This is a genomic window from Lactobacillus sp. UMNPBX17 (assembly GCF_002553735.1).
Classification (GTDB): domain Bacteria; phylum Bacillota; class Bacilli; order Lactobacillales; family Lactobacillaceae; genus Lactobacillus; species Lactobacillus gallinarum.
In genome coordinates, this window is the sequence record NZ_PCYT01000033.1 from 1 (window position 1) to 18,129 (window position 18,129).

General features: G+C 33.1%; 18 protein-coding genes and 2 pseudogenes. 7 read left to right on the plus strand and 13 right to left on the minus strand.

What is annotated here, in order from left to right; all coding sequences use genetic code 11:
* Nucleotides 1-40 precede the first annotated feature (40 nt).
* The 3 genes and pseudogenes from CP368_RS06315 to CP368_RS06325 form a co-directional block, all read right to left on the minus strand.
* Nucleotides 41-607: a hypothetical protein gene (locus CP368_RS06315; RefSeq protein WP_098044218.1), complete on the minus strand. Its 567-nt coding sequence runs from the start codon at nucleotides 605-607 to the stop codon at nucleotides 41-43.
* A 149-nt stretch (nucleotides 608-756) separates the two neighbouring features.
* A pseudogene (locus CP368_RS06320) lies at nucleotides 757-1,411 on the minus strand (DNA alkylation repair protein).
* A 21-nt stretch (nucleotides 1,412-1,432) separates the two neighbouring features.
* On the minus strand, nucleotides 1,433-2,302 hold the full coding sequence (locus CP368_RS06325) for an alpha/beta hydrolase (RefSeq protein WP_056945494.1): 870 nt from the start codon (nucleotides 2,300-2,302) through the stop codon (nucleotides 1,433-1,435).
* Between the two features lie 255 nt (nucleotides 2,303-2,557).
* Here CP368_RS06325 and CP368_RS06330 point away from each other — a divergent pair, with 255 nt between their 5' ends.
* The 3 genes from CP368_RS06330 to proC all read left to right on the plus strand — a co-directional run bounded on the left by CP368_RS06330 (nucleotide 2,558) and on the right by proC (nucleotide 4,474).
* Nucleotides 2,558-2,953: a hypothetical protein gene (locus tag CP368_RS06330; protein ID WP_025006376.1), complete on the plus strand. Its 396-nt coding sequence runs from the start codon at nucleotides 2,558-2,560 to the stop codon at nucleotides 2,951-2,953.
* A 108-nt stretch (nucleotides 2,954-3,061) separates the two neighbouring features.
* Nucleotides 3,062-3,574 (plus strand): hypothetical protein, encoded by a 513-nt coding sequence (locus CP368_RS06335; protein WP_098044219.1) that lies wholly within the window; start codon nucleotides 3,062-3,064, stop codon nucleotides 3,572-3,574.
* 126 nt (nucleotides 3,575-3,700) lie between these two features.
* Entirely contained in the window at nucleotides 3,701-4,474 is a 774-nt protein-coding gene (gene proC / locus CP368_RS06340) for a pyrroline-5-carboxylate reductase (RefSeq protein ID WP_025006378.1), read from the plus strand.
* Nucleotides 4,475-4,620: 146 nt separating this feature from the next.
* On the opposite strand, the gene CP368_RS10485 is transcribed toward proC, so the two are convergent.
* Entirely contained in the window at nucleotides 4,621-4,788 is a 168-nt protein-coding gene (locus CP368_RS10485; RefSeq protein ID WP_158227425.1) for a hypothetical protein, read from the minus strand.
* An 84-nt stretch (nucleotides 4,789-4,872) separates the two neighbouring features.
* Here CP368_RS10485 and CP368_RS06350 point away from each other — a divergent pair, with 84 nt between their 5' ends.
* Nucleotides 4,873-5,292, plus strand: coding sequence for an NAD(P)H-dependent oxidoreductase (locus tag CP368_RS06350; RefSeq protein WP_233185811.1), 420 nt, complete (start codon nucleotides 4,873-4,875; stop codon nucleotides 5,290-5,292).
* Between the two features lie 198 nt (nucleotides 5,293-5,490).
* On the opposite strand, the gene abc-f is transcribed toward CP368_RS06350, so the two are convergent.
* From abc-f to CP368_RS10975, 5 genes are all read right to left on the minus strand, one after another.
* Entirely contained in the window at nucleotides 5,491-6,996 is a 1,506-nt protein-coding gene (abc-f, locus tag CP368_RS06355; RefSeq protein ID WP_098044221.1) for a ribosomal protection-like ABC-F family protein, read from the minus strand.
* Nucleotides 6,997-7,274: 278 nt separating this feature from the next.
* On the minus strand, nucleotides 7,275-7,568 hold the full coding sequence (locus CP368_RS06360; protein ID WP_098044222.1) for a MazG-like family protein: 294 nt from the start codon (nucleotides 7,566-7,568) through the stop codon (nucleotides 7,275-7,277).
* 17 nt (nucleotides 7,569-7,585) lie between these two features.
* Nucleotides 7,586-8,080, minus strand: coding sequence for a kinase (locus CP368_RS06365; protein WP_098036355.1), 495 nt, complete (start codon nucleotides 8,078-8,080; stop codon nucleotides 7,586-7,588).
* 55 nt (nucleotides 8,081-8,135) lie between these two features.
* Nucleotides 8,136-8,726: a histidine phosphatase family protein gene (locus CP368_RS06370; RefSeq protein ID WP_098036354.1), complete on the minus strand. Its 591-nt coding sequence runs from the start codon at nucleotides 8,724-8,726 to the stop codon at nucleotides 8,136-8,138.
* Nucleotides 8,727-8,837: 111 nt separating this feature from the next.
* A complete protein-coding gene (locus CP368_RS10975; protein WP_255405092.1) occupies nucleotides 8,838-8,960 on the minus strand; it encodes a hypothetical protein in 123 nt (40 codons plus the stop codon).
* Between CP368_RS10975 and CP368_RS06380 the strand changes: the two genes are divergently transcribed.
* The gene (locus CP368_RS06380) at nucleotides 8,955-9,998 is read left to right on the plus strand and encodes an ABC transporter substrate-binding protein (protein WP_098044223.1); all 1,044 of its coding nucleotides are present in this window, start codon (nucleotides 8,955-8,957) and stop codon (nucleotides 9,996-9,998) included. The genes CP368_RS10975 and CP368_RS06380 overlap by 6 nt on opposite strands.
* 190 nt (nucleotides 9,999-10,188) lie before the next feature.
* Nucleotides 10,189-10,392, plus strand: a complete 204-nt coding sequence (locus CP368_RS06385) for a multidrug efflux SMR transporter (protein ID WP_233185812.1) — start codon at nucleotides 10,189-10,191, stop codon at nucleotides 10,390-10,392.
* A 130-nt stretch (nucleotides 10,393-10,522) separates the two neighbouring features.
* On the opposite strand, the gene CP368_RS06390 is transcribed toward CP368_RS06385, so the two are convergent.
* Nucleotides 10,523-11,890, minus strand: a complete 1,368-nt coding sequence (locus CP368_RS06390; RefSeq protein WP_098044224.1) for an FAD-dependent oxidoreductase — start codon at nucleotides 11,888-11,890, stop codon at nucleotides 10,523-10,525.
* Nucleotides 11,891-12,043: 153 nt separating this feature from the next.
* On the opposite strand from CP368_RS06390, the gene CP368_RS06395 reads away from it, so the two are divergent.
* A complete protein-coding gene (locus CP368_RS06395) occupies nucleotides 12,044-13,267 on the plus strand; it encodes a metallophosphoesterase (RefSeq protein ID WP_098044225.1) in 1,224 nt (407 codons plus the stop codon).
* Between the two features lie 786 nt (nucleotides 13,268-14,053).
* On the opposite strand, the gene ppc is transcribed toward CP368_RS06395, so the two are convergent.
* From ppc to CP368_RS10750, 3 genes and pseudogenes are all read right to left on the minus strand, one after another.
* Nucleotides 14,054-16,792, minus strand: coding sequence for a phosphoenolpyruvate carboxylase (gene ppc, locus CP368_RS06405; protein WP_098045869.1), 2,739 nt, complete (start codon nucleotides 16,790-16,792; stop codon nucleotides 14,054-14,056).
* 80 nt (nucleotides 16,793-16,872) lie between these two features.
* Nucleotides 16,873-17,952 carry a serine hydrolase gene (locus CP368_RS06410; RefSeq protein ID WP_098045870.1) on the minus strand — a complete coding sequence of 360 codons (1,080 nt, stop codon included), beginning with the start codon at nucleotides 17,950-17,952 and terminating at the stop codon, nucleotides 16,873-16,875.
* Nucleotides 17,858-18,129: pseudogene (locus CP368_RS10750) on the minus strand (hypothetical protein); the annotation flags it as partial. The gene CP368_RS06410 and the pseudogene CP368_RS10750, both read right to left, overlap by 95 nt.

Sequence of the window (18,129 nt, forward strand, 5' to 3'; positions counted from 1 at the left end):
ATTAGATAAAATCTATCAAACAGCGTAAGTGTTCAATTTATTATTGCAATTTACGGGTATTAAGTTTTATTTCTTCTTTTTGTGCCAATCTTTTTAAATCGTAATAAATTGTGCGTTTTAACCGAGAACTTAATTCTCCGAACGTATCATTTTCTTGTTTAACAAAGATATATTGTTTTGCAATTCTTTTTAGTAAAACAGTAGTATCTTTAAACGTCGCAGTATTTTGATCAAACCAGCTGCTTAAATAATCGTTGGCTAAAGTTCGATCATTTTCATAATCAGTCTTAGATAATAGTTCTTCTAGGAAATGTTTAACTTGATCAGGTACACTCTCAAACAGTAGAATTCTGCTTTCAAATTCAGGTAACTTTTCCTTTAAATCATGGAAAAATTCATTTCTAGTTTCAATTCCAGAAGTAACCACAAAAATCTTGGGTTTTAACTCAAGGTCTGGACTTTTTTGTAAAATCTCAGCGATTTTTTGAATCACTGCATGTGTTTTACCTAATCCAGTTGTTTGTTCAATTACTGATAGATACGTCCCTTCTTTTTGAGATAAAAGATAGTCTAATGCCTTTTTAGTAGAATTGGATTCGACTTTCATTTTTTCTTCTCCTTAATTTAAATATATAAATTGGAGGTCCTCCTTGTTTAATCGCACATGTGTTCACGTGTCATTATATCAAACACCTGTTCAAATGCAAAAATTTTTATAAAAAAACGATTATGTGATATACCACATAATCGCTATTGCTATAAATACTTCGATCCTTCTGTAATCGATAGTTTAGCCATTCTATCATAATTTTCAGCAATAAATTGTCTTACCCATTCTGAATTTGTCTTAGAGTAATCACGTAAGGCCCATCCTATTGCTTTGTTAATGAAAAACTCTTGACTGTTCAAATTATTTTCGATGATCTGAGCAAGTAAGTCAGTGTTCATTTTCTTTTTACGTAACAATTGATGTTCTATTGCTACACGTCTTACCCAAAAATCAGAATCTGTTGACCACTCAAGCATCAGTTCATTAATTCTTGCATCTCGTAAGCCAAGATCACCAATAGGCTTAATTAGACTATCGACTGTATCCCACCATTGTTTAGTTCTGACAAAACGTTCAATTCTATCAATATCGTTATAAGTAAGATATTTTTTCATTGCAATTAAATATCACAAACAAAATATTGCATCTCTCGATATTGATCTTCCCAAGCTCGATTTAATAGATTCCAGTCTATTTTATTCTTTTTCTTTTCTCGCATAAAAAATCGTGATAGATCTTTCGTCGCTCGGGTGTATGCAAACCATAAAATTTAAACTGATTTCGCATATAACCTGCTAGTTGTTGTGCTTGTTCAGAATTAGCTTTTTCTTCAAAATTCGCTTTTAGTTCTTGATAAAACAATTTGAACAATCCTTTTTTCTACTACCATAAAAATTCAACAATTTTATTAATTACTTGATCATTATTAGGCAAACTGCCATGATCAGCTTTTACACCAGTAAACTTAATTGCTTGATATTTACTACCAGAAGTTAAATATTTCAATGATAAGGCAGAAGCTATTTCAACTACTCCATCCCCGCCATTGCCGATATCTCCATAAATATTAAGAATCTTCACTTTATTTGTTTTGTAAGCTGGACGAGCTTTTAACATTTGCTTGTATGTTTGATTCATTTTATTTGGTTTGCCATTTTTATCTAGTTTTAACCCTTTGGGTTGACGGAAGCTTGGCGGTAATTCTTGGAAATATGCTCCATCATAATGCCCTGCTATGCTCACTTGTTTAACTAACCGTGGCATATTTTTCTTTTGACCATTTTGAATCATGTAGTAAATTATCGCAATATTGCCTAAAGAGTAGCCAATCATATTAACTTTATTGATATGGTATTTCTTCTGCAAGGCTTTGACTACGTTGCTAGCATAAATTCCATTACGTGAAAAGTCAGGTTGTGTATTGTCCTTGAAATTGACTTCAACGATTGGATTTTTAGCATTCTTTTTAATCCTGCCTTTTAATTTAACTTTTCCTGTCTCATCTACATTTGCACGAATTACACTATTTGTTTTACCAGCTTCTTTAGCAGCATCGACTAACGGCTTTTCATTCTTATAACTACCCATTAATCCGTGAAAATATAATGTAGGAGTATCTTTAAATCTCGGTTTAGGCTTAACCATAGTGGTTTTGCTTTTATGTACTTGCTTTTCTTTTGAACTATTATTGCAAGCTGCCAGTAAAGGTATCAACAATAACAACATGATAAACAGATGATTTATTTTTCTCATTTTTGACTCGATTCTATTTTGTTTTATTAACTAAATAATCTCAGATTTGTGTTAAAAAAGTCAATTTTTCGATTTTTCCTTTTATTTTGATCATATGTTTGGTATATTTTATACGAACACAAGTTTTTTCAGGAGGGGGCGAATGAGTAATTTAATTAAAAAGCTATATCATCAACTTGTGCTTATAAAGAGCAATGTTCGACCTTTATTATTTTTGTTGATGAGAGTATTTCATACAAGAAGCAAGATGATCAGATGACTACTGATAGGTTTATTGCTGCCTTTTATATGATAGATGCTCAAAGAATGCAGGCATTAAATCAGCTTTATAAGGAGATTTACCCTAACAATAATAAACGAGAGAAAAAGAGTAATTCCGTTTCTGATAGAATCAATCGGAAAGCCTTAGAAGTGGCTAAGCCCTTTTTAACATCAGCTTTGATATTAGAACGTCCAGCTTGTGACCTTAATCAATTTACAGATATTAAAGAACTGATGTTTTTGTCACTAGAACTTCTATCATATATTCATCCAATTAAGACGCTTTTACTGGAACTTAAAAAATGCATCAATTCTTCACAAATTAAAGTATATGTTGTAATTGATGAGACCTCACAAAATCATGTTGATCCATGTCTTTTATTAAATTGAACTCTGCTACAGGATATTGCCAAGAACATTAGTGATGAGGAGGTTAAGTTTGAGGTTAATTATTATACTGAAAACAGTCGAAAAAGTTATGGTATCCAAGTTGCTGACATGTTGGCTGGAGCCTATCGTAAAGAAATGGTATATCAAAATCAAATTGATGCAAATCTCATTTCCTTTCCTTATCATCGTTTGACCTTAACTTCTGATTTAAAAGAAAACTCAAAGTTCTTAGAAACATTAGGCTATGTTGTTTATAATAATCAACTGGCAAAAACACAAATTATTGAGCCAAATAGTAAACGTAATTCACTAATTATAGTCCAAAGCGTAATTAACTCAATAAAGAAATTAGTTAAGAAAAGAAAACAAATCAGACAGGCTAAACAAGTTGATCATTTTAAAAGATCGAATCAGCTACTCTTAAATCTAAGCACACTTGATAATAAGAAAAAGCGGCAAAAAGTTATCGCTCTTTGTAGTAAAATGAACAAAAAATTGTGCCAATATGCTAAAAAATCAAGCTTAAAGCCACACAACTATGTGGTAACATTGAGCAAAAAAGTAGATTCTAAACATCACCAAAAGACTTTAAAAACTTACGCAATAACATCAAGCAATTGAACAAAATATGTCGAGAGTCAAAGTCACGTAATAATATCATTCTTGAATTAAAAGTGTTTAACAAAGAGATTAGTAAATACTGTTAAGATAAAATTTGAACAGATAGCAAACATTAAGGAGATAAAAATGACAAAAATTGGAGTAATTGGTGTAGGACAAATGGGTAGTGCTATTATTAAAGGACTAAAAAAAGATGCAACGAATAAAATAATTGGAGAAAATCCAGTTAATCCCCGTGTCAGTAGATTAGCAGAAAAACTAGATTTTAAATTAGTCCATGCAATACATGATTTAATCAACTTGGATCTAGATTATGTATTTTTAACTACTCCAGCTAAGATTACACTTCAAATCATCCCTGAACTAATTAATCTGGACGCCAAAACCACCATTATTTCTTCGGTAGCTGGTGTTGGGTATAATAATTTGGAAAACATTTTACCTAATCATTCAATTATTAGAATCATTCCTAATACTCCAGTAGCGATTAATGCTGGCACTATTGGATTGTTTATACCAGCTAATATCTCTAAAATTAATGCTGTGAAAATAACTCATTTTTTAGAACAACTAGGAGATGTAATTTCTGTTAAAGAAGATCAATTAAGCATTGTAGGGACTATTGGTGGCTGTGGTCCTGCCTTTGTGGATGTTTTTCTTGATGCGCTTGGGGATGCTGGCGTTCTGAATGGTCTTCCTCGTAATCTAGCTAATCAATTAGCTGCCAGCATGGTTAAGGGCTCTGCTACTTTGGCTAGTGATAGTAAAATAGCCCCTGCTTTATTGCGTGATCAAGTATGCTCACCCGGTGGAACTACTATTAAAGGTGTAACTAGCTTAGAGGCGAATGGATTTCGTCATGCTGTAATCGAAGCTGTTAATCAAGCAAATCAAAATTAAAAAATGGGCGGAAAATTCTCCGTCCATTTTTAGTAAGTAATTATTTAGTTTTTACCTAACCAATGCATATTTTGATGATTCTTTTTACGCCAGATATATTCAATAATAAAACTAATCACTAATAAGAAGATGACTGCAATCCAAGTTCAAATTTCACCATTCATGATAGCTTGAGCAAAAAGCAATGCGAATAATACTAAGTTAAGAATAACAGCAATTACTAATAAAAAGCGGTTAGCTCCCGTGTGTTTTACCAAACGCAAATGCCCTACGTTAACCATAGCATGTACAAGCAAAAATGCTAAACTTGTCATTTCTCCTACTGATGATAATGGGAAGATGACTACAAAAATACAAACTAATAAGCTAGTAAAAAATAGCCCCCGTGTTCCACCAAAGTGAGTCATTGCTCCAAATTTAGGTGGAATTTAATCTACTTTAGCAATTCTTATGCCCAAATTTTCACAAAAGTTCAACAAATCTTAAAAGCAAGAAAGGAAGAATTTTCAGCTATAGATCTATATTGGGATAACTTTAACCCAGCATATGATGCGCGTAAACTTTCCTTATTTAAAGCTGGTAAAACCAGTGATCCTAACGTTAAAAAATATCAAAAGCTTTTGAAAGAAGCTAATCGCCGTATCTTTATCTTCCCAGTTTGGTGGAATGATACCCCTGCAATTATTAAGGGCTTCATCGATAAAGTCATGAAAAAAAAATTTGCATATAATGTTGGTGCTACTGGTGTCATTGGGCATTTAAGGAATATTCAGCGTGTTGAAGTGATGACGACTCTACCTCACCCACCTGGTATTTGAAAATGTTCTGCGGTAGTGCCATTAAAAGTGTTTTCATCAATTCAACCTTGAAATAATTAGGGATGAAACATATCAAATGGTTAAGCTTTGGCAATATTGATAAAAGTTCTGCTCAAAGAAGAAAACAATATTTAGAATCATTAGTCCAAAAGATCTGAACAAAAGCACGTTACTAACTAACCAGTAACGTGCTTCTTTCTATTCTGCTATATCCAATCTCACTCTGTGATCCGTCACCTGCTCAATGAAGTATTCGTCATGTTCAATCAACAGCATGGCAGGTTTGACCTTTTTCAATAATTCAATCAGTTGATCTTGATTGAAAACGTCTAGATAATTTGCTGGTTCATCCCATAAATACAAGTCGGCTGGTTCAACTAGAGATTTAGCCAGTGCTACTCGTTTTTGCTGTCCCATACTCATCTCTTCAATCGGTGTCACAAAACTTGCTCGTGGAAAGCCCATCTTTTTCAAATTATTGAGTAATTCCTCATAAGAAATTTTATGTTCATATGCAAAATTGTGTAAAGTGCCATGATATTCTGTAAAATTTTGTGGCAAATATGAAATCGATAAACCATTTGCTAGTTCATACTTACCTTGATAAGTGACTGAAAATGTTTTATTTAACAACATTTTCAAGAAAGTCGATTTGCCAGAACCGTTCTTTCCTTCAAGAGAAACAATACCGTGATTTTTAACCACTAAATTTAGATCTTTAAATAAATTTTTACCATTTATTTGCAAATCAAGATGTTGCGCTTCAAGTAAAGTCGAATGGTAATTAGATTGAAAATTCATTGTCAGTTCTGGAATATCTTCAATGTTAGTCATCAAGCCTTGTTTTGCTTGAATATCATCGTTCATTCTTCGTTCAACATTTTTGGAGCGCTGCATTACTTTAGCAGCTTTATGACTGTAAAAGCCCTTATCAATATACGCATGAATTTCATTAGAGTGAGCCTTTGCGTTCTTTTGATTTTCAGATTTACTTGAATATCCCTTTAGACGTAAACGACTTTCATTCAATGTACGAATCTCGCCTTTCAGCTTCTGATTCTTCTCGCGGTTAAACTGATCTCTTTTCTGCTTCGTATCTTCATATGCAGTAAAGTTTCCCTGGTACAAATGAATCTCCGTATTTTCAATCGCCAAAATATGATCGGTTACTTGATTCAAAAAATCACGATCGTGACTAACCACGATATAGCCCTTTTCATGCTTACCTAGATAATTACTAATCTCTTTTCTACTGTCTTCATCTAAATGATTTGTAGGTTCATCAATTAAGGCAAAAGAATCTTTATCTGTAAAAGACAATGCCAGTAAAACTTTAGTTTGCTCACCACCACTTAAAGTATTAAACGGCTGCCATAACAAGTTGGGGTCGACATTCATTAAATTCAACTCACGTTCTAATTCCCACTCTTCGAAAGCAACCTGCTTCTGTAACTCATATAAGGTAATATTCTTTTGATCCTCAACTTTAATTGGATAATATGAAAAACTTAGCCGAGTTTGAATTTCGCCTAGACCATGTAATTTTCCACGCAGCAAGTTCAAAAATGTTGTCTTACCACGTCCATTTCTGCCCACAAGTCCTAGTTTCCAAGTACTATCTAAGTTTAAGTTCAATTTATTAAAAATATTTTCACTGCTATCATCATATCTGAATGATAAATTTGAAATTCTAATGTTGCTCATAAAATCGCCTCGTAAAAAAGAGCCTACACTTCCGACAAGTGCAGACTCTCCTTCAGTATTTTACGTATAGAAAAAGAAGGTATCGCCTATCCTTAATCTTGTCAAAAGTGCATAGTCTCTCCGTCATAAATCTGGAATAATTATTCAACTATGCTTGAATTTGCAAGATTAAAGACGCAATGGCGACCCTTCTTTCCATAAAATGAATTTCAATTGATAAAACTAGAATAACATGAAAATATTAGATTGGCAAGTTGTTTTGGATACTTTGATACTATTTATCCTTCTATCTTTTTACCATCTGTATATTTTCTTTTGGCATTGATCTTTAGCTTTTTTACAATATCTTCACCTAAGTCACTACCTAGCATTTCAGAAATTCCTAAGAGAAAAATTGCTACATCAGCTAATTCTTCATTTATGTTGTCATGATCGTCTTTTAACCATGCTTGAAATAATTCATTAACTTCACCATACAGTAAAAGCAACTCAAATTTTACATCGGTAGTATTGAAACCATGATTTTTCTTATTTTCGATAACTACTTTTTGTAATTTCTGCGTATCAATAATCGAACTAGCATTCCCCTTTATCTTTTTACTACGTCATTCATCACAACTTCTAGTTCATCTTCCAAACTCATGTCAATCGTGAATTTCTTTTCGGGAATAAAACCAATATAATCCTTCTGTAGCCACCATGAACGCATTTTTTCTTCGCCAAAAGAAGAAATATGCCGTTCTTGATGCCTTTTCATTGTTTCTTCAAAAGGAATGTCAAAATAATAGGCATTAATTCTGTCTCCAAATAATTCTTTTGCTTTCTTAAACACTGGAGCATACCACTTAACATTCAAGATTCCCTCTAAAATTACGTAGTCACAATGCTCATAACCATACCCCAATAAATCCATCAACAAAGAGATTGCTGGATTATCAGCTCCATCTTTTGCATTAAGCATTTCTCTTCTGACGGTATCCTGAGGGATGAGTAAGGTGTTTTTGCCTAATCGCTTTTGAATCCTTTTAGACAGAGTGGTCTTACCACTTCCTGAGTTACCTCTAAGAATTATTAAATTAGACATAGCGTTAACTCCTTAATTATAATTAATAGCATTTTTTGATACTATTATTTTTTCATTACTTATAGACACAGCAATTAGCTTTATTTATAAATCGTTGTCCATCAGTCAACTCCCATTCGTGAAAACAGGCATCTCCAGAGGTAAATTTAACATTTGAATTCATAGGTAATTTTAGAAAAGATTCATACAATCTCATGATCATTCCACCATGAGAGACAATAGCTATTGTACTTTTAGAATCATTCTCTGTTATAACTTTAGATAAAAATGATTCCGCCCGCATTCTAAAATGCAATTCGGTCTCCTGTTCATAATTCGAGGTATGAATAGGTGTCGGAACATTAGGATACTTAGCGTAAGCTTCATTATATGGTAACTTTGCTCTAAGACCATTGTTAAATTCCTTAAGTTCATCGGTTTTATTCAAAGAAAGATGTGTATTTGCCGCTAAATACTCAGCAGTTTGAATTGCCCGATTTAAAGTACTGACATAAATTTTGTCAAAAATATAATTTTCAGCGAGATAATTACAAGTGACTCGAGCCTGCTTACAACCTAACTCCGTTAGATTATAATTTGCCCAACCTTCACACACTTTTAAAATATCCGCTTCACTTTGACCATGACGTAGCAGTATTAATTTCATTCATATCACCTTTATCTCAACATCCCTAAACTAAATATTTTTTCATTCTGATCGTTAATTCAAAATGAAAGTTACAGGAACTAGTAAGATCCTTTTATATTCCTTAATTTACTAATTAACTGTGTCCTCGACAGTTGCATCCCTATCAAATTCATATTCAAATCCTCGGATAGTCACTATCGGAACCATATTGCCTCTTTGTCCCATCAGCAATCCAGCGGAAGCAGCATGCATATCACAGATAGTTTCAACATTAATTTTTCCGTTACTCTGAGTTTTTCGAAGACCATTTATTCCATAAAGCCCAACTTTGAACACGTTCAAATTAGTGCTGTTTCTACAACTAGTTTATCACAAGCAATTAAAAGCAAAAAGTTTGATGTAACTCAAGTACTTAATATGCAATATGATGAAGTAAAACATACTAAAGGTGTCAACTTTGTTGGAGAAAAGGGCATGACTTATAGTTTTATTGCCTTTAAAGTTGGAAAATGGGATGAAAAACTAGGTAAAAATGTTCAAAATCCACATGCTAAGATGAATAATCTGTCTTTACGAAAAGCTATGCTTCATGCAATGAATATCGATCAAGTCAACCAGAGATTCTTCCGTGGATTAGACTACCGCGTTAATTCATTAATTTCTGCTCAATTTGGTAAATTTCATGATGCTAAGGTTCCGGTTTATTCCTCTAATTTAGAAAAAGCAAATAAATTATTAGATCAAGCTGGCTATAAAAAAGATAAGCAAACAGGATATCGTCTACAGCCTAATGGAAAAAAGTTAACTATTAATTTAGCTGTTCACGTTTCAGATATTAATGTAGAAGCTTTATGGACAAACTATATTCAGGAATGGAAAAAGATTGGTTTGAAGGCTGAGTTTTTAACAGGACGTCCAATGGGGTTTAATAATTGGATTAATGCAATTAAATCAAGTGATCCTAGAATTGATGTTTTATCTAATGCTTGGGATCCATCAGGTGATTCCTCTCCTGCTGTATTCTATGAAGAAAAAATGCCTTATAATTTTGCCCGCTTTGTTTCACCAATGAATAATAAATTATTAGATGAAATTGATTCTAAAAAAGCATTTAATGAAAAATACCGCGTGCAGAAAATGCATGAATGGCAACAATGGATGTATAAAAAAGCATATGTCGTACCAACAACTGGTACTTATTCAATCACTGCAGTAAATTCAAAAATTACTGGATGGTCGCTTAAACCTTCAGCTGATGTTTGGTATGAAGCTGGTTTTAGCAAGAATTAATAAACCTACATTATAATCCAATTATAAATATTCTTCCCACCGGAGAACAGACTTGTAAGAGCAATTGATACACTTCATTAGGTCTTTGAAGAAGTCTATTGGTTGCTTTTTTTAGTTTTAGAAAGGAAAAAAGATGACGTGGATTTACTTAATATTAGCGGGTTTATGTGAAGTTTGGTGAGCAACAGCAATGAAACTTAGCGATGGATTTCATCAGATTGGCTGGGCTATTATCACTATCATTGGCATGATAGCTAGTTTTGCAGGCTTAATTATTGCTTCGAAGCATTTACCTATTGGAATCGCCTATCCTGTTTGGACGGGTATTAGTGCAGTGGGATCTGTAATTGTAGGAGCTGTTCTTTTTCATGACCAGATGAATTGGCTTACCTAGATATTTGTAATTTTGCTTATTATTTCTATTATCGTAATAAAGATTCCTACAGGAAAATAGCATAAAAATACTCTGCAACTAACAGCTTTTGCTTAATAGTTACAGAGTATTTTTTATTCAATTTAATTTATTAAACAATCTTATAGTAGCCTAATGCTTTTTGTGCAACTAAGTTTACCATGTTCCATTGACGATCGAAACTTGGTGAGAAGAAGAAATCAGCTTCAGCTAAATCTTCTAACGTCAATTTTTCTCTAATTGCAAGAGACAATACGTTAGCTTGACCTGTAATGTCATATGTCGACAAAGTGGAGCCACCTAAAACTTGATGGCTGTTCTTGTCATAGACCAATGAAATGTAAATTTCTGGATTCTTGTCTGCTGGAATGTAATCTGGTCTCAAGGTATCCTTCAATGTAATTTCTGCCACATCCATACCAGCCTTTTCTGCATTCTTCTTGTTTAAACCAGTAGTTACAGCATGCATGCCAAATGCTTCTAGCACTTGTGCACCAACAATTCCAGTAAATGGTCTGGATGGTGTTAATTCAAATAAGTGCTCAACAACATATTGTGCTTCATGACGAGCAGCAATGGCAGATGGGATTGGAACCCGACGGTTAGCTGGAATACTATATGGGAATACGGCATCCCCAATTGCATAAATATTTGGTACATTGGTTCTAAAGTATTCATCAGTCTTGATATAACCATTGTCATAAAGGTCAATAGTGCCATCAAGCCAATCTGTGTTTGGCTTAACTCCAATTGCTTCAATTACTAAATCAGTTGGAATATCACCATGATTAGTTTTAACTGCTTCAACACGTCCGTTACCAGAAAAGCCCTTAACCAGAGTATCCATTGCTAGGTTAACGCCATTTTTAGTTAAAACTTTTTCAAAAACATCAGTGTAAGTATTGTTTAAATATTTCTCAAGTGGCTTCTTACCACCATCAATTAAAGTTACGTTCTTGCCAGCTTTGCGCATAACTTCTGCTGCAGCAATTCCATTACCAGCGCCGATGATTGCTACGTTTTTAATACTATCATCGTTTTTAGCTACTTCAATCTCTTTTGCCCAGTCGTAACCACGCATTAAAAGAACATTCTTTAAGTCACTGCCAGGTACTGAAAGCTTCGCTGGATTTACACCAGATGAAATAATCAATTTATCAAAATGAAAATCTTTCTTTTCTCCTGTTTTAACATTTTCGGCAGTTACAGTATTGGTGTAAGTATTAATTGCGGTGGCCTTAGTATTGTTATACATGTGGCCGCCTCTATTCTTTAAATCCTCGGCTCTGAAATTACGAACATCATTAATGCCAGTAGTTTCACCTTCAAGATAAAGCTTCATTCCACAAGACATGAATGAAATATAATCAGATTGTTCTAGAACGGTGACATCAACGTTGTCATAGTGATTCAAAATTTCAAAAGCGGCCTCATGACCACCATGAGAAGCTCCGATAATAACTATTTTTCTCTTATCCATAAAAATCCTCCTAACTTTTTAGATTGAATGTTGGCTTTGTAACACTTTTACCCTAACACTTACTGTTACCAAAGTTAATTGATATGACTTAGAGCTAGATAATTTATGTTCACAAAAGAATTCCATTATAATTGATTCTAAGAAGGTGATTTAATGGTTGCTAAATTTATTACAGATAAAGATCATGCAAAATTATTTATCATTTCAGATACTCACTTAATTGCCAATCAATTGCATGATAATGGATCAGCCTTTCAACGGATGAGAGATACGAGTGCTGGAAAAGATTTGGATTATCAAGAAATAGCTTTAACAGCTTTTACTCGCAAAATAATTGAAGACAAGTCTACTGCACTAATTATTACCGGCGATTTAACCTTTAACGGTGAATTAGCATCAGCTAAAAAACTACGATCTATTTTTTCTCCGTTAAAAGCGGCTGGTGTTCATCTTTTTGTTGTACCTGGAAATCATGACATTTATGATGGTTGGGCCCGTAAGTTTGAAAATGAAAAGGAATTGTACGCACAACAAATTAGTCCTTTTGACTGGAAAGCAATTTTTCCAGACGGTTATAAAAATACTGATAGTGCAGAATTGTTTTATAGTGTGAATTTAAATAGCCAGTATCACTTAATCTTTTTAGATTCTAATATTTACAGTCATCAAGGACTTACTCCAATTACTAATGGAAGAATATCCTCCAAACAATTGCAATGGCTTGAAAATGATTTAGAAAAAGCTAAAAAGAACAATCAACGCAGTTTAATATTTATGCATCATAATTTATATGACCATAATCAGGTTATTCATGGTGGTTATACTCTGGATAATACGTCAGAGTTACAAAAATTATGCACTAAATATAAAGTGACCGCTGTTTTTTCTGGACATATTCATGCGCAGAATATCGTTCGCGGTAATTCCTGTTCAACTCCAGATATAGCTAGTTCTTGTTTTGCCATGACAGATCAAGGCTATGGCATTGTTGATCTCTCACCTGCTCGCTTTTCTTATCAGCGTCACAGTTTTAACATGACACATTATTTAACTGATAAGGAAAAAGCAGAATTACCAACCGAAAATTTTCATCAATATTTAGCTGGGCTATTTAATTTCACCAATCACACTCAAATGAGCTGGCTCTATAAAGCAGTAACTGATCGAGATGAACAAACAGCAATAACTCAATTTATTGATGAATTAAACTGGAATTTCTTTATTGGAAAAAGCAATTATTCTGAAAAACAAAAAGCTCAACTTAAAACTAATCATGCTTACCAGCTAATTGCTCAAAAATTACCGGAAATGAAAAACTATCTTGATTCACTACTGGCAGTAAATCAAGATAGTTGGCATTTAGATATTGATTTTTAGATTAATTCTCCCATCAAAATAATTTTAAAGAGGTAAAAAATATATTGGATGTAGTCTTGGATTCATAGACATATGTATCAAAACTATTTATCTCGTTTTAAGTTTTTATTGTATCGCTTAAATAATACAGGATAATAATTATCAAAGTAATTCAATAAAGGATGATGAGATGAATAAAAAAATATTTAGTTTGGATGGTAATCAATTAAAGACAATAGCTGTTATTTTCATGATTTTCGACCATGTTAATACCTATTTATTCAATCCTAGAAGGTAACAATATCTTAGTCACTTTGACAATTTTTTTAGGATTAATTTGGAGTTTAGAATTATTTAGAGAAAATAAAAAGCGCGGTGCTATTTACTTCTAACAATTATCTTAGGAATTTTTAGTTTACCTTTTGAAGGTGGATTATATCTTTTACCAGTTTTATTGATCTTCTATTTTGCTTATCATAAGCTGACAGTCGAATCAATTGGCATTTTTATTTGGCGTTTTTTGATTTTAATTAAAGCAATTCATAATGCTCAAGTCGCTAACATTAGTTTATATTCTTCACTAACCTTTGATAGTGAGTGGATGATGATTGCTGTCATCCCATTTATACTTCTTTACAATGGTAAGCGAGGCAAAAGAGTTTGCTAACTAAATATTTCTTCTATATTGTCTATCCAGCACATCTGTGGATTTTAATGATGCTTAAATATTGCTTATTAGGCTGAAAAATAGGATGATTGTAGTTTTTATATACAATCATCCTATTTTTAATTATTAATATAAAAATTCTATCCCGAATTACGTAGGCCTGAAGCCACACCATTAATAGTAATTGGAATGATACTTTGGAAGACACCTTGGATTTCGTCTTCACGATCACGTTTAATCATTTCAAGTTGAATGTAATTCAAAATATTAAAGTATGGCATTCTAGCTGCTAAACTGTTCTTCAAGTTTGGTGCATCATTAAGTAGATCATCGTGTCCTTCAATTTGAAGAATGATTTGTCTAGTCAATTTCCATTCTTGATAAATAATGTCAAAGACTGCCTTTGTTTTTTCATTTTGACATAGTTCAGCATACTGTTTGGCAATTTCCATATTAGATTTTGATAAAACCATATCCACATTAGAAAGTAATGAATGGAAGAATGGCCAGCCTTGATACATCATCTGTAATTCTTTTAAATTACTTGGATCAGCATCGATAAAGTGTTTAAAGGCAGAACCTACACCATACCAGCCTGGGAGCATTACCCTACTTTGTGACCAAGAAAATACCCATGGAATAGCTCTTAAGCTTGAGAAGTCAGACAGTTTCTTTCTCGAAGCTGGACGTGAACCAATATTAAGATTTGAAATCTCTTTAATTGGTGTTGCTTGCAAGAAGTAATTTAAGAAGTTTGAATTCTCAAAGACTAATTTCTTATAAACTTCATTACTTTCAGTAACGATTTTATCCATTGATGAACGGAAATCTGCAATATGGTCTTCACTAACAATTTGTTTAGAAGTGATACGATCGACTGTGGCTGAAACTAGCATCTCTAAATTATAGTATGCAGTATCTTTATTGCCGTACTTGTTTTGAATAATTTCGCCTTGTTCAGTCATTCTAATACGATCATTGATTGACTTAAATGGTTGTGCGGTAATTGCTTCATAAGATGGACCACCACCACGACCGACAGTACCACCACGGCCATGCATATAAGTAATCTTAATGCCTAATTCTTCACCGATAGCAGTTAAATCTTTTTGAGCCTTGTAAAGATTCCAGCATGAAGCTAAGTAGCCACCATCTTTGTTAGAATCTGAGTAGCCTAACATTATTTCTTGATAATTGTGTTGAGAAGCAAGCCATTTCTTAACAATGCCTAAATTCAAGTATTCTTTAATGATATCACGTGCATTGTTTAAATCTTCAACGGTTTCAAATAAAGGTACAACTTGAATTCGAGCATTTTCGTTGTCGAGCAAGTCATACTCCTTGAGCATGATTGCTTGTTCCAACATATCTGAAACACTTTCAGTATGAGAAATAATATGTTGCTTGATCACATCTTCGCCTAAACGATCCTTAAGATCACGAGCAGTTTTGTAAATCTTCAATTCTTTTTGCAATAATTCTGATTTAGGCTTGTTATTTGAGTGCAAATTACGAGGATCATTATTCAATTCGTTAAGTAAAAGACTTACCTTCTCCTTTTCGCTTAAGTCGCTATAATGATCACAAATTTCTGCACTCTTAAGTAGTTCTGCAACACATGCTTCATTAACACTAGAATCTTGTCTCATATCGATTGTAGCTAAATGGAAGCCAAAAACATCAATTGCTTCTAAAATTTCAGTGAAGTAACTCTTGACTACTGCTTGATCGCGATTTTCCTCCAATGAACGCTTAATAACTTCTAGGTCTGCTTTAAATTCTTGCGCATCTTCATAAACAGGAATCTGATCTAAATGTTCAAGATCACGTTCTTTAAGGAAACTATGTTGATTAGTGATATTTAGTAATTTTTGTTCAGTACGAACCAAACGACTTTCAATATAGTAGAAAGCACGTCTGTATGGTTCATTAGTTCTGAATGGCGAATCATCATTTGATAATTCAGATAAATGCATCACTTCAGTTGAAGGCTTCATATAAGAAGTGGATAAAGAAATCGAACGATAAAGTTGATTGATTTGTTTGATGTAATATTCAAAAATGACTTGACTTTGAAATGTTGCACTTAATTTCAAAGTATCTGCAGTAACATATGGATTACCGTCTCGGTCGCCGCCGATCCACATCCCCATTGTAATAGGTGTAGCATTAGCAATATCCAAGCCATGCTTTTTAGCTAATTCCTTATAACGAGCAGTAAACTTAGTAATTGCAGGAATTAAGGACTTAGGATAGTAAGTCAATACGTTGGTAATTTCGTTGGATACCTTCAATTTATGGCCACGGATAATATCCGTTTGCATTAAAATTTCGATGCAAGCACGTAATTCTTCTGTCCATTCATCACGATTGATAATGCCATTTTTAACTTCACGATAACTACGCAAGAGAGTGTGAATCTTATCCGTTAATTCAAGCACAGTCTTTCTTTGAACTTGAGTTGGGTGTGCAGTTAAAACAGGGACTACATTTACCTTTTCCAAAATTTCTTTGGCATTCTTCTTTTGCGCAACAATATTAATAGTGTCGTTTAATTTTCCCAAGTAATCTTGATCAGTATTGTTCAATACATTAACTTTGCTGGCTAATTCCACGTCTTCTGAAATATTAATCAAAAGTGATAATGTAGCAAAATAACGAGCAACGACGATCATTTCACGATTATCTAAACTGGCGATTTGATCTTCAAGTTCTTGATAATTTTTATCTGCAGAAATCTTAATTAAATTTTGAATCTTAGTAAAAAGTTCTTTACCAATTAATTGTTCTGTAGATTCGTTAAGCAAGTCGGTTAAAATCTTAACTTCTTCAGTCACTACCTTTACATCGCTGCTATTTTCTAATTTTTTAACAGTCATGTTCGAAATTCCTTTCTACTTTTATTAAGACTAAAATACCATGAAAAGTGTAAAAAATGAATTAAAAAAGGAAAGCAATTTCAGCTTTCCTTTTGATCTACTTTTAGTGCTTTTCCGTAAAATAATCCTACGCCCATATAGTCATGGAGGATATGATTTGCGGCTCTCTTCAACTTAAAGTAATTAATATTATTAGAAAATAGCATAATCATTCGTTTAGTCTTGTAATTAGCAACAAAACAACAATTGTATCCAGGGATACTACCATCTGCGCGAATAACATTACCCTTTAAGTACACTCCACCGAAGTAAGCTACTTCCTGATGTTGGGCTTGACGAGAATATTTATTGATCATTTTAGGATCTTTAAGAACACGGTCATAAACAAATTTCCAGTAATCATTTGGTGACATAAATAAATTACCGGCACCAAAATCAGAAGAAGTCGTGATAGTTACTTTATGCCAATTGACATTATTAACCATAGGTTGAGGGACTTCTTTTTGAGACACTTCGGAAAAATCCTTAACCTTGTGAAGATGAAGCGGCTTTGCAAAATTATTTTGAACATAATTATTATAAGTTGTGTTGTTTATACGACTGATAATTGCTGCTAATAATTCATAATCTATGTCTTGATAATCCCAAGTATGAATATGATCATACTTGATGTATTTTAGCATATAAGCAATCTGTTCTTGCTGATTCTTAAGTGGAGATGATGGACGAGCATTATTAATCAAACCACTTGTATGATTCATTAATTCACGAATTGTAATATTCTTACTACCCGGAACCTGAGGAAAATATTTTGATAAAGGTGTATTCCAACTGAGCTGTTTTTGTTCCTCTAGCTGATTAATCGCAGTTCCTGTCATGATTTTTTGAAGAGAAGCAATCGGAAACAACTGATCTGCTTTTACTATCTGCTCTTCGTTAGTAGTTTCAGTATTTTTAACGACAATTGGTCGACTTTTATCCTTTTTATCGTTGACTAACATTACACCATTAATATGATGAAACTTCATATATTCTTTAAGCTGCTTAGGTGAATCTCTGACACCACTATCCATCCTGTCGCCCAAAGGTATAACGAATAAAAATAGTAAAAAAGCGCAGATTCCTATCAAGCTGTATAAGAAGAATTTTTTTCGATGCATAGTTGCTCTTTACCTCATTTCTTTTTACTCCCGGTAACATTTCAAGATCAACTTTACATTTATGATAATCTATTTTGGTTTTAGAAAACAAATTTATTTGTACATTACGCATTTGAGTATAAAAAAAGAAGCAATCAAGCTTCTTCTCTAATCTATTGGCAATTGTTATCAATAAAT